This window comes from Microbacterium sp. 1.5R, from assembly GCF_001889265.1.
Classification (GTDB): Bacteria; Actinomycetota; Actinomycetes; order Actinomycetales; family Microbacteriaceae; genus Microbacterium.
Map to the genome: position 1 here is coordinate 1,998,209 of NZ_CP018151.1, position 18,853 is coordinate 2,017,061.

An 18,853-nucleotide genomic window follows, 5' to 3' on the forward strand; every position below is an offset into this window, starting at 1 on the left:
CGCTCGGAGGGCGCTGATCAGCGCAGTGGTGTGATGCCCTGTGCGCCGCGGGGGAACGTCGCCAGCACCGCGGGGTCGATGTTCAGGTGTGCGGAGACGAGCTGCGGGGGCACGTGGGAGAGCCAGTTCGCGAGCGAGATCTCCTCGTACTTGTCGGTGCGGAACACCTCGAGGAACTGCAGCACGTCGTCACCGGTGTTCTCGATGTAATGGCCGAGATTCTTCCTGACCACGCCCACGTCACCGGCGCGGAAGTCGGTCGTGTTCGCATGGGGGCCGGTGTTGAACACGGTCATGCGGGCGGAGCCGCGCAGGTAGTACTGCCATTCGTCGGCGTTCGGGTGCCAGTGCAGCTCGCGCATCGACCCCGGCTCGACCGTCACGAGGGCTGCAGCGACGGTGCTGGAGTAGGCGTAGTTGGTGGAGTCGGCGATCTGGATGGATCCGCCGGAGTTCTCATACAGCGGCTTCGAGCGCGACAGCCGGAAGATGACGGGCTCCATGCCCCATTCCACGCCCGCGGCGGCCTGGTCGATGTCGAGCGCGGGTGGTTCTTCGCCGGGGAAGATCCAGAGGTTGTGCAGCGGGATGTCGGAGAAGACCTCCTGGGCGACGCCGAAGTTCTTCGCGAGCACCTCGGGAGGGGTGTGCGCGAACCAGTCGGTCAGCAGCAGCGTGTTCGACTCGGACTGGTCGCCGTCATCGAAGGCGAGCACGAACTCCGCCCCGTCCGGCCCGAGACCCTGCAGGGAGTGCGGGGTGCCCGCCGGGAAGAACCACAGGTCGCCCTCCTCGACATCCTCCACCGCGGGCAGACCCGACCGGCTGAGAGTCGTCACCCGCGCCTTGCCGCGCGTCATCACGGCCCATTCGGCTGTCTGGTGCCAGTGCAGCTCGCGGATGCCGCCGGGCTCGAGGTACATGTTGACCCCGGCGATCTCGTCGGAGATGTGGAAGTCCTGCTTCGTGAGCTCCCGCGCCCAGCCGCCGCGCTGCACCCGGCGGGGTGAGATGTTGAACGAGGACCAGAAGAACGGCTGCGTGCTGATGTCTGTCGCGGGCGCGTGCATCTGGTTCGGGAACTGCGACTCGATGACCTCGTTCTGCGGACCGGTCATCGTGTTGCTCTGCGGGCGGTCGGCGATGTTCACCTCCCCCTCCTGCGGCAGATCGGGGTCGCCCAGCGACGGGATCTCGGGGTGAGTGGTGGGGTTGTCGTCACGTTCCATGCGGGATGCTCCGTCTCTTGTCGCGGGTGCGGCGCTTCTCGACGCCGCGGTGGTGAGGCAGGGGGATGGCGAGCAGGTGCGTCACCTCGAGCTCCTGGGTGCTCATCGCGCGCGCACGGGCGATCTGCTGGGCGTCGAACTCGGTGGTGCGACCTTCGTGTTGACTCACGTGCTCGCGCCACGAGCCGACGGAGTACGCCTCGATGACCGACCCCGGGTCGTCGGCGTCGACGTACACCTGCCACGCCCGCGCCCCCGTCCGCAGACGGGTCTGCTGCACGCCGGTCATCGTGTCGAGGAGCTCCTGTCTCCGCTCGACCGGAATGCGATACCGGATGACCACCAGAACGGGCGCGTCGTCAGCACCGTCCGGGCGGGGCCGGTCCTCGACCCCCGGCACCTCCACGATGCCGCGGCCGATGCCGCTCGTCGCCGGCATGGGCCACACGAGCAGGGAGAGTCCGCCCAGGCCGCAGAGGATCCCGGCCCCGATGACCACGAGCCCGGGATCCCACACGGACGCGAGCACGCCCGCGCCCGCAGACCCGGCGGCCGTGCAGCCGAAGAGGACGAGCTGGTAGAACGACAGGCCGCGCGTACGCACCCAGACGGGCAGGAACGCCTGCACCGTGCCGTTGATGGTCGCGATCACCCCGATCCAGGCGAGACCGGTCGCCACGAGCGCCGGAAAGGTGATCCACAGGGTCGGCGAGGTCACGAGGACCACGAGTCCCGCCCCGAAGACCACGGACGAGGTCAGCACCACACCGTTGACCGCTGCGACGCGCCGCGCCCACGGAAGCACGAACGCACCGACGATCGATCCTGCTCCCAGCGCTGCCAGCAGAAGGCCGTAGCCACTCGCAGAGAACCCGAGCGAGTTCTTGGCGATGGTCGGCAGCAGCGCCCAGAGCGCGTTCGCCGGTATCAGGAAGACGGCGAGCCGCAGCAGGATGCGGCGGACGATCCGCGAGTGGCGGATGTAGCGGATGCCGGCCCGCGTCGCATCGACGAAGGGCTCGGGCCGAGCCACCGGCGGACTGTAGGTCTTCCAGAAGAGCAGCACGCCCAGGAACACCAGGAAGGAGAGCGCATTGAGCAGGAAGACCGCCGCGACGCCGAACTGGGCGACCACGAGGCCGGCGATCGCCGGTCCCACCGCGCGGGCGATGTTCACGCCGATCGAGGAGAGGCTCGCCGCATCGATCAGGAGCTTCGGTGGCACGATGTCCGGCACGAGTGCCTGGAATGCCGGCAGCTGGATGGCCGAGACCGTCCCCAGCACGAACGTCGACGCCAGCAGGATGGTCGTGGTCGTCTGGCCGACCGCGGTCAGATACGTGAGACCCAGCACGACGGCGAGTTGGACCGTCTGCGACCAGAGAAGGACGCGCCGACGGTTGAGGAACTCGCCGATGACGCCGGCCGGGATCGCGAACAGGAGCACGGGCGCTGCCGATGCCGTCTGCACGAGCGCGACGAGCAGCGGCGAGCTGTCGTCCTGCACCAGGAGCCATTGAGCGCCGACGGTCTGCATCCAGCTGCCGATGTTGCTGACGATCGATGCCAGCCACACCAGGCGGAAGATCGGGACGGCGAGCGGCGCGAACCCCGCCGTCCAACCGGGGCGGGTGTCGACAGCACTCCCCTGCTGCTCAGCCACGGGTCTCGATCTCGTCGAGGATGCTGTCGATGAACCGCACGATCTCCGCGGCGTGCGTCTGCGTGACCAGGTGCGGTGCGTCCAGCTCCCTCACCGCTCGACATCCCGCTCGCCGATATCCGAAGCGCTGGAGGTGCGGGCTGATGAGACGGTCGTGAGTCGCCACGACGCCCCAGCTCGGCGTCACGCTCCAGCCCGCGCCGGACGCCCGCTCGGCGAACACGGAGTCGGAGATCGGGCGCTGTGAGACCGCGAGGACTCCCGATTCGTCGGCGGGAAGGCCCTGCGCGAGAAGGCGCGCGAACTGGTCGGGTGCGACGGTCAGCTCCGTTCGCCGTGCGCCGTCTTCACCCGGGAACACGGTGGCCACGAGATGCGCGGATGCCTCTGCCGGCGCGAAGAGGTCTCGCATCTCGGCGATGCTCTCGCCCCGTTCCAGCGCATAGCCCGCGATGAAGAGCAGCCCTGAGACGTTCGCCGCCTCGCCGACGACCGTGATGACGGCCGCGCCATACCCGTGTCCGACGAGCAGCACCTCTCCGTCGACGTGCTCGACGATCGTGCGGATGTAGTCGCAGTCGCCGCGGAAGCTGCGGCCGGTCACCGGAGAAGCGAGCACCCGGTGTCCGCCGTCTAGCAGGCGGAGCACGACCGGCCACCAACCGGATGCGTCGAGGAAGGCTCCGTGCACGAGGACGACCGTGCTGCTGCTCATCATCGCGTCACCTCGTGTCCCTTCGTCCGCTGAATACGAATCTATGAACCGTCAGACTCACGACCATGCGACAGGAGTCGAAGACGGTCGTTCCTCACTTCTGCCTGCTTTCCGCCTGGTGCGGCTGCTCGGAAGACGCTTCTATGGGGCGTACTCGAGTTCGGTGGATGTGACGTCCGCATCCATCGACGCAGAGCGACACGGTGAGCCCATCCCCCGCACAGGAGCGACCCATGACGATCAGCGATACGACGACCCCCGCAGCCTCGACGGCGCTGTCGGAGATCGCCCTCCAACTCGCAGCATCCCTGCACCGCCGAGTGGTCGTGCACGAGTTCGGTCCGGCGGCGTCCGACGGCGGGCTGTCCGCATCACCTCAGGCATCCGCCTCGCTCCTCTCCGTTCCGGTGCATGACGACGGTGTCCCGGTCGCCGTCATCGAGATCGACCTCGGAGATGGGCCGCAGCTCACGGCGAGCGAGTTCGAGGCGATCGATGCGGCCGTCGCCCTCACCCGTATCGCCCTGCGCAGGGCCCCTGGCTCGTCGCGTGTCGATCGAGAGTCGATCCTGGTCGATCTGCTGCACGCCGACGAGTCCGTGCGTCGCGGCGCCTTCGCGCACGCCGTCCAGCAGCGGTGGCTCCGGCCGGGCCCCGGCACGGTCGCTCGAGCCGTCCTCATCGATGCGACGGTGAGCGATGTCGACCGCATCGCCTTCGGACGCCACCTGACGCGCCTCCGGCCCGTGCCGGCTCATTTCATCGGGCTGGAGCGCGGTGTCGTCCTGCTCGTGGGACAGCCGTCCGACAACGGCCTCACCGACCTCCTCCTCGACGAGGCGGCGAGACGCGGCATCCGCATTCTCGGAATCGGCACCGCGTCCCCTGCGCAGGGCGCGTCGGACCTGCGCAGCGCCGCCGATGAGGCCGTCATCGCCGCCTCTCTCGCGGCCGCCCTCCCGCAGTTCCACCCCTCGGTCGACTCGAGCGCTCTCGGCGGATGGCGGCTGCTCGCCTCGGCGTCAGCCGATCCGGCAGCACTCCGGATCATCTCGCCCGCCGCGCATGCGCTCTACTCCCAACGAGACGATAGCCAGCGGGTGACCGTCGAGACGTATCTCGACGTGGGTGCGAACGTCGTCGCGGCATGCCGCATCCTGTTCGTCCATCGGACTACGCTCTACTACCGGCTCGAGCGTCTGCCCGAGGTGGTCAGAGAGGCGCTCGACGACGGCGTCGCGCGCAGCACTCTCCATCTTGCGTTGAAGCTCATCAGGCTCTGGGAGTCGACCGGCCGCCTGTGACCGCGGGACCCCGCCGGACGATCACGCTGCATCGCCCTCTGAACCGGGTGCGCGAGACGTGCCGATGAGCGACACCTCCCGGCGCACTCTGTCGAAGATGAACGCCTCGCTGCTCCCCGGCCCCAGCATGGCCAGAGCCTCATCCGCCTCGGCGATCGCAGCGTCGCCGTCGCCCGCGTGGATCAGCGCACGGATGTGCCGGCGCATCATCAGCAGCACACGGGTGTCGTCCTTGAGCGATCGTGCGATCTCGATGCCCAGCGCGCCGACTCGGACCGCGTCCTCGTGTCGTCCGACGGCGACGTAGGCGTCGACGAGGTCGAGGCACGCCGCGAACTGCGTGACGATGCTGGTCAGACTGTCCGTGGTCTCGGCGGATCGGACGCGCGCGAGCGTCGCCTCCGTCTCGGGGATCGACTCGAGGTACTTGCCGCGTCGGGCCTTGACCATCGACGAGAGCACCTGCGCGTTCTCCGCCCCTGTCGTCTCCTGAGCCGCGCGAAAGGCGACCATGGCGGCCGCGGCCGCCTCGTCGGCCTCGACGAGACGATCCAGCGTCCAGCTCGCCCACCCGATGTAGTAGTGCGCCCAGCCCTGCTGCGCGGCATCACCCGCGCGGGTGGCCGCCTCCAGCGCGGCATGCCCGGTGAGTACCGCGTGCGCCCGGTCACCGACCTCGACGATCTCCGCCCACGCGACGTACCCCAGCTGCGCGGCTTCTGCTCTCGGGTCGCCCAGCCTCTTCGCCGCCGCAGCCGCGAGAGAGAAGAATCGATGCCAGTGTCCCCACGTGATCCAGATGTCGGAGTACCAGTGCAGCGCATCCGCGACGTCGCAGACCATCGCGTCCTCGCCGAGCTCCGCTGCCTCCGCATACGCCGGCCACCAGTGCTCGACCTCCTCGCGGATCCACACCGCGGCGGCCTCGGCATCGATGAAGCTGCGGCCGTTGCGTGAGACTGCGCTCGCATCCCTTCCCGGTTCGTACCACGCGCCGGCGCGCTCCAGACTCCCCAGCAGCCACGCGCGGATATGGGCGTGCCGCCGTGCGATCTCATCGGATCCGACAGCATCGCGCAGCTTGCCCAGCCCGAAGAGACGCATCAGGTCGTGCAGACGGTAGCGGTCGCCACCACGCGCCTCGAGCATTCCCAGGTCCGTGAGGTCGTCCAGCCGTCGCTCCACCTCGGCCACATCTGACGATCGCACGGCAGCCGCGGCGAGATGGGCCCCGAAGGTGCGACCGTCGATGAGCGAGATCCACCGGAACAGCGCGGCAGTGCGCGGGTCCAGCTCCTCGTAGGAGAGAGAGATGGCCGCTTCCACGGCCAGGTCACCGGCGACGAGCATGCGCAGCCTGTCCTCCGACGTGCGCAGTCGGCTCAGGAGATCGGCGGCCGTCCATGAGGGGCGACTGGCGATGCGGTTGCCGACCACTCGAAGCGCGAGGGGCACGTCGTCGCACAGGGCCGCGATCTCACTCAGCGCATCCAGATCGGAGGCATCGTCATGCGGGATGAGACGACCGAGGAACGCGATGCTCTCGTCCCGCTGCAGGGGCCCGAGCCGCAGGCGCCGCACCCCTTCGAGGCCTGCGAGACTGCGGCGCGACGTCACGACCACGACATCCCCCGCGCAGATCGACAGGATCGGACGGATCTGCGCCTCGTTCGCGACGTTGTCGAGCAGCACCTGGACGGGAGCCTCTGCGACCGCTGCCCGCCATTCCGTTCGCGCCGTCGCCAGATCAGCAGGCGGCTTCTGCTCCGCTCCGGGGAGCTGCCGCAGCATGGCGGTGACCACCTGGAGCGGTGTCAGCGGAGACGAGCTGAAGCCGTCCAGCCCCACGAAGACCAGCGGACGGCGGTCGGCCTCTCCTCCACGCGACAGGATCTCGACGGCGCCGGTCGTCTTGCCGATTCCCGGCGCGCCGCTGATGACCAGCGCCGGTCGCTGCCGATCTGCGGGCGGAGGGCCGTGCAGGATGCGAAGTGCTTCATCGATCTCGGCCTGCCGGCCCGAGAAGTCGAACACCCGGTGCGGGGCTATGGCCCCCGCGGGCTCTGTCGCGACGGCGGCACGGGGCCGGGCACGCGCAGCGCGGAGGAACGCATGCTGATCGGCCACATCGAGTCCGAGTCCGTCGGCGAGCGCATCGACGGTGCGCCGTTGCGGCGAGGCGCTCGCTCCGCGTTCGAGGTCGCCGATCGTGCGCACGCTCACCCCGGATCGAGACGCCAGCGCTTCGAGAGTCAGGTTCTGGCCCACGCGCAACGAGCGCAGCATCAGCCCGAAGGGTGAGGGTTGTGTCACGACGTCCGCCTTTCGCTGATCTCAGCTTGGCAGGTCTCGTCGGCGGGATGATGGCGCGCCGGTTACGGGGCGGTTTCGTCGGGACCGGACACTGCACGTCCGGCCCTCGCGCCGGGCTCCTGACCGACGAGCGCGCGACGCATGACGACCGCCGCCGAGACGGTCGCGACCGACACGATCGAGATGAAGACGAGGAGCACCGTGGTCTGCGATGCGAACGTGAGGATCACTCCGATCGCGAGCACCGGAAGCGCGAGGCCGCAGTAGGCGATGAGGAAGACCAGCGCGAGCGTCTCCCCCCGTCGTCCCGGCTCGGCGAGACCCGCGGCCGTCGCGACCGACGACTTGAACAGCAGCCCGACGCCGACGCCTGCGACGACGCCTCCGAAGAGGAACACCGCGAGCGACGGCACCAGCGTTCCTGCGGCGACGGCGACGAGCCCGCATGCGCAGCAGACGGCCGCGACCGTCAGCTGGATGCGCAGCGGCACCCGAGCGAGAGCCACCTGGCCGGTTGCCGCGGCAGCGAACACCGAGCACGCGGTGATACCGGCGAGAAGGTGGTCATGCTCGCCGAACGTGCTGATGAGGATGGTGGGCGCGAGAGAGGTGAACAGGCCGAACAGGGCGAATCCGGCGAATGCTCCGAAGCCCGCGGCGATGAATGCCGCCCTCGATCGCGGCGGTGCGGCGATGCGTTGCGGCCTGTACCGTCTCGGCTCGCCGGGTGGTGTCACCGTCTCCGGGACACCGGACACCGCGATGGCGGCCGCGATGAGCACCACGAGGAAGACCGCGTGCGGCAGCACCAGCGGCGCGGGCAGGAACTCGGCGAACAGACCGCCGATCAGCGGTCCGAGCGCCAGTCCGCCGAGATTGGCGGCACCCGCCACGGATGCGGCCACGATCGCGTTCTCGCTGGGGCGCGCCTGGGCCCGCAGCTCACCCAGATGCGCGGTGGCGGTGGCGGTGAGGATGCCGACGCTCGCGCCGTTCACCAGCCTCGCGGCGAGCAGTCCCGGCACCTCGTGCCATGCGAGGAACAGGACGGCGCTGAGAGCCGCGATGAGGATCGCGATCACCAGCATCCGCCGTCGCCCCATCCAGTCGCTGACATGCCCGAGCAGGAAGAGGCTGAGCACGACGCCGACGGCGAAGGCCGCGAAGATCAGGGTGATCACCGAGACCGGGAACCCGTCGACCTCCTGGTACAGCGGGTACAGAGGGGTCGGCACGGTCGCGTACGCCATCACGAGCAGGAAGGCGGAGGCGACCACCCAGAATCCCGCCCCGTGCGAGATCCGGGAGTTCGACATGGTCGAGACGCTATCGATGCGGCCTCGACGCCGCACCGGACAGATGTCGAAAACGGCGGGGACGGATTCTGGACAGATGTCGAGCGCGCCGTGAGGACGGACGGGTTAGCGTGGTCGCGCTCCCACGAAGCTGACGTGGGGCGTTCGACAGTCGTCCTGATCTCTCTCGGGACGGCGGAAACCTGGAGGCTGATCATGGCGTTCGTGACCACGGATGATGGCGCAGAGATCTACTACAAGGACTGGGGCAGCCCCGACGCGCAGCCCATCATGTTCCACCACGGCTGGCCGCTCTCGTCCGACGACTGGGACGCGCAGATGCTGTTCTTCCTCGACAAGGGCTACCGCGTCATCGCGAGCGACCGCCGGGGCCACGGAAGGTCGTCGCAGATCGGCACCGGCCATGACATGGACCACTACGCCAGCGATGCCTCGGCCGTCGTCGAGCACCTCGACCTCCGCAACGCCATCCACATCGGGCACTCGACGGGCGGCGGCCAGGTCGCGCGCTACGTCGCGCAGTACGGACAGCCGCAGGGCCGCGTCGCCAAGGCGGTGCTCGTCTCGTCGGTGCCGCCGCTGATGGTGCAGACCGACAGCAACCCCGAGGGCACCCCGATCTCGGTCTTCGACGGCTTCCGCGAGGCACTCGCCGCGAATCGCGCCGAGTTCTTCCAGGCTGTCGCCTCCGGGCCCTTCTACGGCTTCAACCGTGATGGTGTCACGCTGTCGCAGCCCGTGGTCGACAACTGGTGGCGACAGGGCATGACGGGCAGCGCCCTCGCTCACTACGAGGGGATCAAGGCCTTCTCCGAGACGGACCAGACCGAAGACCTCACGGCGATCACCGTTCCGGTCCTCGTGATCCAGGGCGACGACGACCAGGTCGTGCCGTACAAGGATGCCGCTCTGAAGCAGGCGGAGCTCCTGAGCGACTCGACCCTGAAGATCTACCCCGGGTTCCCCCACGGCATGCTGACGACGCACGCCGATGTGATCAACCCCGACATCCTCGCCTTCATCCAGCAGTAGCCGCCCACGCGGCACACGATGGCGCATCCGGACCGAGAGTCCGGGTGCGCCATCGCTATGTCCCGGCGAGACCGGCCCCGGCCACGTCGAAGGCCGCGGCGAGCAGTCCGACGGCCATCGCTTCACGAAGCGCCTCGAGCGGCCGGCACGCCCTCGGGTCCTCGTCGGGGCCGTGGTCAGGACGAGGGTCGCGGTCTCGGCGGCGCGGGACCAGGTGCGCATGCACATGCGGCCCTGCAGCTCCGGAGAGCACGACATCGACCCGATCGGCTCCGGTCGCTCGGCGGATGATGCGAGAGGCGAACTGGATGTCGACCAGGAAGAGCTCGGCGATCTCCGCCGGCGCGTCGGCGATGTCGTCGTAGTGATCGCGGAGGCTCAGGATGCTCCGGCCGGGGAACCGGGCGTCGGAGAGCAGTCCCACACGCGAGACGGTGAGTCGGCCCACCGGATTGACCACGATGAACCGACACTCTCGACAGATGTCCACGTGGCCTCCTTCCCGGCATCGCCTCGACGTCCGCAAGCCGCTCAGAGTCCACGGAGAACTCTACGAGCGGCGCGACGCCGCAGGAAGAAATCAGCCGACCCTGGCCATTCTCGACCCTGCGGAGTAGAGTTCTGCGCCCCGTCGGAGACACGGGGTGGAGGATCGGCCGCCTTCAGCAGGTGATCGATGCGGTGGGCCCTGCCGGGATCGAACCGACGACATCCACGGTGTAAACGTGGCGCTCTACCAGCTGAGCTAAAGGCCCTGGTGCGTCCCAGTCTACAGATGACCCGATGCGCGCTGATGTCGTGGAAGAGGGATAGGCTGAGGGCGGCACGCGTTGTGCACAGCCGACAAGGCTGCCCGCGTCGCTTCCCGTTTCATTGGCATGACCTGCCAGCTTGACGAAAGGCTCCCCGTGACTGTGCACGACCAGGATCCGTATTCCCAGGGCCCCCTCGACAGCGATCCGGAAGAGACGGGCGAGTGGCAGCAGTCTCTCGACGAGCTCGTCGACGCGAAGGGCCACGGTCGTGGCCGCGAGATCATGCTCAGCCTGCTCAAGCGCTCGAAGGAGCTGCACCTGGGCGTGCCGATGGTCCCGACCACCGACTACATCAACACGATCGCGCCGGAGAACGAGCCCGAGTTCCCGGGTGACGAAGAGATCGAGCGCCGCTACCGTGCGTGGATCCGCTGGAACGCCGCGATCACCGTGCACCGCGCGCAGCGCCCCGGCATCGGCGTCGGCGGCCACATCTCGACGTACGCATCGTCGGCCGCTCTGTACGAGGTCGGCTTCAACCACTTCTTCAAGGGCGCAGACCACCCCGGTGGCGCCGACCAGATCTTCATCCAGGGCCACGCCTCCCCCGGCACCTACGCGCGCTCGTACCTCGAGGGCCGCCTGAGCGAAGACCAGCTCGACGGCTTCCGCCAGGAGAAGTCGCACGCACCGCACGGCATCCCGTCGTACCCGCACCCGCGTCTGATGCCGGAGTACTGGCAGTTCCCCACCGTCTCCATGGGACTCGGTCCGATCAACGCCATCTACCAGGCGATGTCGAACAAGTACCTCGAGAACCGCGGCATCAAGGACACCTCGCAGTCCCACGTCTGGGCCTTCCTCGGCGACGGTGAGATGGACGAGGTCGAGAGCCGCGGACAGCTGCAGGTCGCAGCCAACGAGGGGCTCGACAACCTGACGTTCATCGTCAACTGCAACCTCCAGCGTCTCGACGGTCCGGTGCGCGGCAACGGGAAGATCGTCCAGGAGCTCGAGTCGTTCTTCCGCGGCGCGGGCTGGAACGTCATCAAGGTCGTCTGGGGTCGCGAATGGGACGACCTGCTCGCCCGCGACACCGAGGGTGCGCTGCTCAACCTGATGAACGTCACCCCCGACGGCGACTACCAGACCTACAAGGCCGAGTCCGGCGCGTACGTCCGCGAGCACTTCTTCGGCCGCGACGAGCGTGCTGCGGCCCTCGTCAAGGACTACTCCGACGACGACATCTGGAACCTGAAGCGCGGTGGCCACGACTACCGCAAGGTCTACGCCGCGTTCAAGGCCGCGACCGAGCACAAGGGCAAGCCCACCGTCATCCTCGCGAAGACCGTCAAGGGCTACGGCCTCGGTCCGCACTTCGAGGGCCGCAACGCGACCCACCAGATGAAGAAGATGACGCTGGACAACCTGAAGACGTTCCGCGACGCGATGCATATCCCGATCACGGATGCGCAGCTCGAGGAGAACCCCTACCTGCCCCCGTACTACAACCCGGGCCCGCAGGACGAGACGATCCAGTACATGCTCGAGCGTCGCCAGGCTCTCGGCGGCTACCTGCCCGAGCGCCGTTCCACTCACGTGGGACTCTCGCTTCCCGACGACACGGCCTATGCGCTTCCGAAGAAGGGCTCCGGCACGCAGGAGATCGCCACGACCATGGCGTTCGTCCGTCTGCTGAAGGACCTGCTGCGCTCGAAGGACTTCGGGCACCGCATCGTCCCGATCATCCCGGACGAGGCCCGCACGTTCGGCATGGACGCGTACTTCCCCTCGGCGAAGATCTACAACCCGAACGGCCAGCACTACACCTCGGTCGACCGCGAGCTCCTCCTCGCCTACAAGGAGAGCCCTCAGGGACAGATCGTGCACGTCGGCATCAACGAGGCGGGCGCCCTCGCGGCGTTCACTGCGGCCGGCACGTCGTACGCCACGCACGGCGAGCCGCTGATCCCGATCTACCTCTTCTACTCGATGTTCGGCTTCCAGCGCACCGGTGACGCCCAGTGGGCCGCCGGTGATCAGATGGCGCGCGGCTTCATCATGGGGGCGACGGCCGGCCGCACCACCCTCACGGGTGAAGGCCTGCAGCACGCCGACGGCCACTCGCACCTGCTCGCCGCCACCAACCCGGCGACGGTCTCGTACGACCCGGCCTACGGCTATGAGATCGCGCACATCATGCGCTCCGGTCTCGAGCGCATGTACGGCGGCAACCACGAAGACCCGAACGTCATGTACTACATCACGCTCTACAACGAGCCGATGGTGATGCCGGCCGAGCCGGAGAACGTGGACGTCGACGGCATCGTGCGCGGCATCCACCGCATCTCCGTCGGCGAGGGCGAGGGCCCGCGTGCCCAGCTCTTCGCCTCGGGCGTCGGACTCCCCTGGGCTCTCGAAGCACAGGAGCTGCTGAAGAACGACTGGGGCGTGATCGCCGATGTCTGGTCGGTCACCTCGTGGACCGAGCTGCGCCGCGACGGCCTCGCCGCCGACGAGCACAACTTCCTGCACCCCGAAGAAGAGCCCCGCACCGCGTACCTCACGCAGAAGCTGCAGGGTGCCGAGGGTCCCGTCGTCGCAGTGAGCGACTACATGCACGCCGTGCAGGACCAGATCCGTCCCTGGGTCCCGCAGCGTTTCGCGACGCTCGGTGCCGACGGATTCGGCTTCTCCGACACGCGTGCGGCCGCTCGTCGCTTCTTCAAGATCGACGGTCCGTCGATCGTCGTCCGCACGCTGCAGTCGCTCGCCGAAGACGGGGTCGTCGACCGCTCTCTCGCCGCGCAGGCCATCCAGAAGTACAGCCTGCTCGATGTGAACGCCGGCACGAGCGGCAACGCGGGCGGCGAAAGCTGAGTCATCGGTGACGGGTTCCTCTTCGCGCGGCATGGACAAGTCCGCCACGCTCACCTGGCTGCGCCGGATCTCCGGTGACATCGCCTCGGTGACGATCAAGCGCCTCGAGGACACCCTCCCGTGGTACGCCGACATGCCACCAGCCCGCCGCTCTGCGGTCGGGCTGGTGGCCCAGGCGGGCATCACCTCGTTCATCCAGTGGTACGAGGACCCGACGTCGACGCCGTGGATCGCCGCCGACATCTTCGCGGCGGCACCGCGCGAGTTGCTCCGCAGCGTCAGCCTGCAGCAGACCCTCCAGTTGATCCGCGTCACCGTCGAGGTGACGGAAGAGAGGGTCGCGGGTCGGGGTGCAGATCTCCGCGAGGCGATCCTCCTCTACTCTCGCGACGTGGCCTTCGCCGCGGCCGACGTCTACGCCCGCGCTGCTGAGGCCCGCGGCCTCTGGGATGCCAGGCTCGAGGCGCTCGTCGTCGACTCGATCCTGACCGGCGAAGCCGACGAAGAGCTGCCGAGTCGCATCGCCGCGCTGGGCTGGCACGGACACGGCGAGGTCGCGGTGCTGGTGGGCACGACTCCCCCGCAGTTCGATGTCGATCTGGTGCGTCGCACGGCACGCAAGCTCGCGGTCGATGTGCTGATCGGCGTGCAGGGCTCGCGCCTCGTTCTCGTCATCGGGCGGGCACGCGTCGCAGGCCAGGAGCTCGCGGAGGGCGAAGAGGAGGAACTCGGCTTCGAAGAGATCGCGACGCGCCTCGAGCCCTCCTTCGGTCCTGGTTATGTCGTGCTCGGCCCCGCGGTCGCCGCGCTCGTCGACGCGAGCCAGAGCGCACGAGCCGCCCTCGCCGGGTTCGCCGTGGCGCGGGCGTGGCGGAGCGCTCCGCGGCCCGTCGACGCCGACGACCTGCTTCCCGAGCGCGCCCTCGCCGGTGATCCGCTCGCCAAGCAGACGCTGATCGAGCGCATCTACCGACCGCTGCAGGCCCATTCGACCGACCTCGTGACGACGCTGTGGAGCTACCTCGACAACGGTCGCTCCCTCGAGGCGACCGCCCGCGAGCTGTTCGTGCACCCGAACACCGTGCGCTATCGCCTGAAGCGCGTCAGCGAGGTCATCGGTTGGGACGCCACGGGCCCACGCGAGGCTCTGATCCTGCAGACGGCGCTCATCCTCGGTTCGATCGGCGCCGCCGAGCAGGTGCGACGTCGCCCTCCGCTGCGGCGTCCCTCACGCTGATCGCCGCACCAGACGCCCTTCAGCTGTACGCCACACACAAGGGTTCTTCGGAATCTTGTGATGGATCATCCACCACTTCTGTCAGATCGTTGGCAGACTGGGGTGGTGATTGTCGTCGTATGCCCTGGACAGGGCTCGCAGACCCCCGGTTTCCTCTCCCCCTGGCTCGAGCTGGACGGCGTGACGGAGACTCTCGCCTCGTACTCCGAGGCCTCCGAGGTCGACCTCCGGCAGCACGGAACGGTGTCGGATGCTGACACGATCCGCGACACGCGCATCGCCCAGCCGCTGATCGTCGCCGCGTCCCTCATCGCCGCCGCCGCACTCACCGCTCGCGCGGGACGCCGAGCAGACGGCGTCGCCGGACACTCCGTCGGCGAGATCGCCGCACTCGTCGGCAGCGGAGTGATCGATGCCGAGACCGGCATGCGCCTCGTCGGCATCCGCGGCCGCGCGATGGCCGATGCCGCCGCCCAGACTCCGACCGGCATGAGCGCCGTGCTCGGCGGAGACGAGGAGGCCATCCTCACCCGTCTGAGCGAGCTCGGCCTCTCCCCCGCCAACTACAACGGCGGCGGCCAGCTCGTCGTGGCCGGTGAGCTCGCCGGGCTCGACGCTCTCGCCACCGAGCCCGTCAAGGGCACCCGCGTCATCCCTCTGCAGGTGGCGGGCGCGTTCCACACCTCGTTCATGGGGTCGGCCGTCGCCGCGCTGCGTGACGCCGTGTCGACCGTGACTCCCGCAGATCCCGACATCACACTGTGGACCAACCGCGACGGCTCGGTCGTCAGTGACGGTTCGCAGGCGTTGACCTATCTCGTCGACCAGGTCTCCTCGCCAGTGCGCTGGGACCTGTGCATGGCCTCGTTCGCCGACCAGGGCATCACCGGCCTGATCGAGCTCGCCCCGGCGGGCGCGCTGACCGGTCTCGCCAAGCGCGGCCTGCGCGGCGTGCCGACCGTCGCCGTGAAGACCCCCGATGATCTCGATGCGGCCGTCGCGCTGCTGAACGGAGAAGCCGCATGAGCCCCACCCTGAACCAGATCACCGGTCCCGCCTACACCCGCATCTACTCCTTCGGCGCTGCCCGGGGCGAGAACGCCGTGCCGAACGAGGACCTCATCGGACCGATCGACTCGAGCGACGAGTGGATCCGCCAGCGGACCGGCATCGTCACGCGTGTCCGCGCGGACAAGGGCACGGACGCGATCGATCTCGCCGCGATCGCCGGCGCTGAGGCTATCGAGAAGTCGGGCATCCCCGCTGACCAGGTCGACCTCGTGATCGTCGCCACCATCAGCAACCCCAAGCAGTCGCCGTCGGTGTCCGCGATCGTCGCCGACCGGGTCGGTGCGAACCCCGCCGCGGCCTACGACGTGAACGCCGCCTGTGCCGGCTATGCCTACGCGATCACCCAGGCGGACGCGCTGATCAGGTCCGGCGCCGCCCGCTACGCGCTCGTGATCGGAACCGAGAAGCTGTCCGACGTCGTCGATCCGACCGACCGCAGCATCTCGTTCCTGCTGGGCGACGGTGCCGGAGCCGCGCTCATCGGCCCGAGCGACACGCCGGGCATCGCGCCCGCAGTGTGGGGATCCGACGGGTCGAAGGCCGACGCTGTCGGCATGAATGCGACGCTCACCGAGTTCCGCGACGGCGAGGTGCCGTGGCCCACCCTTCGTCAGGAGGGCCAGACGGTCTTCCGCTGGGCGGTCTGGGAGATGGCGAAGGTCGCGCGCGAAGCGCTCGACCGGGCCGGCGTCGAGCCGACGGACATCGCCGCGTTCATCCCGCACCAGGCGAACATGCGCATCATCGACGAGTTCGCGAAGCAGCTCAAGCTTCCGGAGAGCACCGTGATCGCCCGCGACATCGAGACCACCGGCAACACGTCGGCGGCCTCCATCCCGCTCGCGAGTCACCGTCTGATGGCCGAGCATCCCGAGCTCTCGGGCGGCCTCGCACTGCAGATCGGCTTCGGCGCAGGTCTCGTGTTCGCCGCTCAGGTCGTCGTCCTTCCCTGACAACGTGCCGACTTTCCCTAGACTGTTCCACGGTTCCGAATACAACCCGTAAGAAAGAGGAAGACCACATGGCTTTCACCAACGATGAGGTCCTCGCTGGCCTCGCAGAGCTGATCACCGACGAGACCGGCATCAACGCCTCCGAGGTCGCCCTCGAGAAGTCGTTCACCGACGACCTCGACATCGACTCGATCTCGATGATGACGATCGTCGTCAACGCCGAGGAGAAGTTCGGCGTCACCATCCCCGACGACGAGGTCAAGAACCTCAAGACCGTCGGCGACGCCGTCAACTTCATCGTCGCAGGCCAGGAGTAATCCACGCAGGATGCCACCCCCGCATCTGCGGGGCGTGGCATCCTCCGCCTTGCCCGCCCTCTGCTCGACCCGCCTGACAAGGAACCACACATGACCAAGCGCATCGTCGTCACCGGCATCGGCGCCACGTCCGCCATCGGCGGGACAGCTCCCGAGAACTGGACGAACCTGCTCGCAGGCCAGTCCGGCACCCGCACTCTCGAGCACGACTGGGTGCAGCAGTACGAACTCCCCGTGACCTTCGCCGCTGAGGCGATCGTCCGCCCCGAAGAGGTCCTTCCCCGCCACGAGGCGAAGCGTCTCGACCCGTCGTCGCAGTTCGCGCTCATCGCGGCGCGCGAGGCATGGGCGGATGCCGGCTCGCCCGAGGTCGCACCCGAGCGCCTCGGTGTCGACTTCGCCACCGGCATCGGCGGCCTCTGGACCCTCCTCGACGCCTGGGACACCCTGCGCGAGAAGGGACCGCGCCGGGTGATGCCCCTGACCGTTCCGATGCTGATGCCGAACGCCGCTGCCGGCAACCTGTCGCTGCAGTTCCAGGCTCGCGCCTACGCGCAGACCGTCGTGAGTGCCTGCGCATCGAGCACCGAGTCGATCATCCACGCCTTCCACCACCTGCAGGACGGTCTCGCCGACGTCGTGATCGCGGGTGGCACCGAATCCGCCATCCACCCGATCACGATGGCGTCCTTCGCCTCGGCTCAGGCCCTGTCGCGGCGCAATGACGACCCGGCGACCGCCTCGCGCCCCGGCGCGATCGACCGTGACGGCTTCGTGATGGGAGAGGGCGCTGCGGCGCTGATCCTCGAGACCGAGGAGCACGCCCGGGCGCGCGGCGCCAAGATCTACGGCTACGTGCTCGGCGGTGGCGTCACGGCAGACGCCTATCACATCACGGGCAATGACCCCGAGGGCACCGGTGCCGCCCGCGCCGTCACCCAGGCTCTCGACGAGGCCGGCATCAGCGCCGACCAGGTGGCCCACATCAACGCCCACGCGACGTCGACCCCGGTCGGCGACCCCAACGAGTACGTCGCACTCAAGAAGGTCTTCGGCGACCGGATCGATGAGATCCCCGTGTCGGCCACGAAGGCGTCGACGGGGCACCTGCTCGGCGGCACCGGAGCCCTCGAGGCGATCTTCTCGCTGCTCGCCCTGCGGGACCGCGTCGCTCCGCCGACCATCAACATGACCGAGCCCGACCCGGCTGTGCCGTTCAAGCTCTCAGGTGAACCGCAGCCCCTCGGCGACGGTCAGCTCTACGCGATCAGCAACTCGTTCGGCTTCGGCGGGCACAACGCCGTCGCCGTGTTCGCAAGCGCCGACTGACTGAGGTGGAAGAGAGAACGGCCCCCGGGTGATCCCGGGGGCCGTTGTCGTCGACAGCGGTGGGACTACGCGCGGGCGAGCTGTCGTGAGCGAGCCGCCCGCACCCTCGTCGTCCAGGGCAGGAACCACCCGATCAGCGGCCCCACTCCGAACGCGAAGAGCACGGTTCCCACGCCCACAGGTCCGCCGAGCAGGAACCCGATCAGCAGCACGCTGCCCTCGATCAGAGTGCGGACGAGCCAGACCGGCCAGCCCGTTCGCCCGACGAGACCCGTCATGAGGCCGTCGCGTGGGCCGGGACCGAAGTCCGCGGCGATGTAGAGCCCGGTGGCGAACGCGAGGAGCAGCAGCCCCGCCACGAACATCGGGGCACCCACCCACACCGACGGGGGCACGGGGAGGAGGAAGAGTGCGAGATCTGCACTCGGTCCGACGAGCAGTGCATTGAGCAGCGTGCCGAGACCGACGCGCTGCCGCAGGGGGATCCACAGGAGCAGCACCAGCACGGAGACGAGCACCGTCACCACCCCGTAGCCGATGCCTGCGTTGCCGGCGATGCCGAGAGCGAGGACATCCCAGGGCGCGACGCCGATGCCTCCGCGCACCATCAGACCGAGTGCCACACCGTAGAGGAACAGCCCGACGAGCAGCTGGACGATGCGCTCGACGACGTCACGACGACTGGTGGCTGCGATGGGGAGGAAGACGGAGCGGAGCTGCATCCCTCCATCGTGCACCC

The 18,853-nt window shown here is 68.7% G+C and carries 15 protein-coding genes and 1 tRNA gene; 8 read left to right on the forward strand and 8 right to left on the reverse strand.

What is annotated here, in order from left to right; genetic code table 11:
- Window positions 1-17 precede the first annotated feature (17 nt).
- From BMW26_RS09525 to BMW26_RS09535, 3 genes are read right to left on the reverse strand one after another with little or no spacing between them, the layout of a single operon-like run.
- Entirely contained in the window at window positions 18-1,229 is a 1,212-nt protein-coding gene (locus BMW26_RS09525) for a cupin domain-containing protein (protein ID WP_072591358.1), read from the reverse strand.
- Window positions 1,219-2,892, reverse strand: coding sequence for an MFS transporter (locus tag BMW26_RS09530; RefSeq protein WP_072591359.1), 1,674 nt, complete (start codon window positions 2,890-2,892; stop codon window positions 1,219-1,221). The genes BMW26_RS09525 and BMW26_RS09530 overlap by 11 nt, the downstream gene beginning before the upstream one ends.
- Window positions 2,885-3,607 (reverse strand): alpha/beta hydrolase, encoded by a 723-nt coding sequence (locus BMW26_RS09535; RefSeq protein WP_072592301.1) that lies wholly within the window; start codon window positions 3,605-3,607, stop codon window positions 2,885-2,887. The genes BMW26_RS09530 and BMW26_RS09535 overlap by 8 nt, the downstream gene beginning before the upstream one ends.
- 233 nt (window positions 3,608-3,840) lie before the next feature.
- Between BMW26_RS09535 and BMW26_RS09540 the strand changes: the two genes are divergently transcribed.
- On the forward strand, window positions 3,841-4,911 hold the full coding sequence (locus BMW26_RS09540; protein WP_072591360.1) for a PucR family transcriptional regulator: 1,071 nt from the start codon (window positions 3,841-3,843) through the stop codon (window positions 4,909-4,911).
- Window positions 4,912-4,932: 21 nt separating this feature from the next.
- Here the strand turns inward: BMW26_RS09540 and BMW26_RS09545 are convergent, their stop codons facing one another.
- Together BMW26_RS09545 and BMW26_RS09550 are read right to left on the reverse strand one after the other, a co-directional pair.
- Window positions 4,933-7,224 (reverse strand): helix-turn-helix domain-containing protein, encoded by a 2,292-nt coding sequence (locus BMW26_RS09545; RefSeq protein WP_157557419.1) that lies wholly within the window; start codon window positions 7,222-7,224, stop codon window positions 4,933-4,935.
- Window positions 7,225-7,286: 62 nt separating this feature from the next.
- Window positions 7,287-8,540: an MFS transporter gene (locus tag BMW26_RS09550; protein ID WP_083569344.1), complete on the reverse strand. Its 1,254-nt coding sequence runs from the start codon at window positions 8,538-8,540 to the stop codon at window positions 7,287-7,289.
- 195 nt (window positions 8,541-8,735) lie between these two features.
- On the opposite strand from BMW26_RS09550, the gene BMW26_RS09555 reads away from it, so the two are divergent.
- Window positions 8,736-9,572, forward strand: coding sequence for an alpha/beta fold hydrolase (locus tag BMW26_RS09555; protein ID WP_072591362.1), 837 nt, complete (start codon window positions 8,736-8,738; stop codon window positions 9,570-9,572).
- Between the two features lie 55 nt (window positions 9,573-9,627).
- On the opposite strand, the gene BMW26_RS09560 is transcribed toward BMW26_RS09555, so the two are convergent.
- Both BMW26_RS09560 and BMW26_RS09565 read right to left on the reverse strand, forming a co-directional pair.
- Entirely contained in the window at window positions 9,628-10,062 is a 435-nt protein-coding gene (locus BMW26_RS09560; protein ID WP_072591363.1) for a hypothetical protein, read from the reverse strand.
- 192 nt (window positions 10,063-10,254) lie between these two features.
- A tRNA-Val gene (locus BMW26_RS09565) sits at window positions 10,255-10,327 on the reverse strand.
- A gap of 153 nt (window positions 10,328-10,480) precedes the next feature.
- On the opposite strand from BMW26_RS09565, the gene aceE reads away from it, so the two are divergent.
- From aceE to BMW26_RS09595, 6 genes are all read left to right on the forward strand, one after another.
- The gene (gene aceE / locus BMW26_RS09570) at window positions 10,481-13,207 is read left to right on the forward strand and encodes a pyruvate dehydrogenase (acetyl-transferring), homodimeric type (protein ID WP_053096386.1); all 2,727 of its coding nucleotides are present in this window, start codon (window positions 10,481-10,483) and stop codon (window positions 13,205-13,207) included.
- Window positions 13,208-13,238: 31 nt separating this feature from the next.
- Window positions 13,239-14,444 (forward strand): PucR family transcriptional regulator, encoded by a 1,206-nt coding sequence (locus BMW26_RS09575; protein WP_056278864.1) that lies wholly within the window; start codon window positions 13,239-13,241, stop codon window positions 14,442-14,444.
- 105 nt (window positions 14,445-14,549) lie between these two features.
- The gene (locus BMW26_RS09580; RefSeq protein ID WP_072592302.1) at window positions 14,550-15,470 is read left to right on the forward strand and encodes an ACP S-malonyltransferase; all 921 of its coding nucleotides are present in this window, start codon (window positions 14,550-14,552) and stop codon (window positions 15,468-15,470) included.
- Window positions 15,467-16,468, forward strand: a complete 1,002-nt coding sequence (locus BMW26_RS09585) for a beta-ketoacyl-ACP synthase III (protein ID WP_072591364.1) — start codon at window positions 15,467-15,469, stop codon at window positions 16,466-16,468. Before BMW26_RS09580 ends, BMW26_RS09585 begins: the two co-directional genes overlap by 4 nt.
- Window positions 16,469-16,536: 68 nt before the next feature.
- Entirely contained in the window at window positions 16,537-16,785 is a 249-nt protein-coding gene (locus tag BMW26_RS09590) for an acyl carrier protein (protein ID WP_017202249.1), read from the forward strand.
- A 90-nt stretch (window positions 16,786-16,875) separates the two neighbouring features.
- Window positions 16,876-18,114 carry a beta-ketoacyl-[acyl-carrier-protein] synthase family protein gene (locus tag BMW26_RS09595; protein WP_056278865.1) on the forward strand — a complete coding sequence of 413 codons (1,239 nt, stop codon included), beginning with the start codon at window positions 16,876-16,878 and terminating at the stop codon, window positions 18,112-18,114.
- Window positions 18,115-18,179: 65 nt separating this feature from the next.
- Here BMW26_RS09595 and yczE read toward each other — a convergent pair whose 3' ends face one another.
- Window positions 18,180-18,836, reverse strand: a complete 657-nt coding sequence (gene yczE, locus BMW26_RS09600; protein WP_072591365.1) for a membrane protein YczE — start codon at window positions 18,834-18,836, stop codon at window positions 18,180-18,182.
- Window positions 18,837-18,853: the final 17 nt, after the last annotated feature.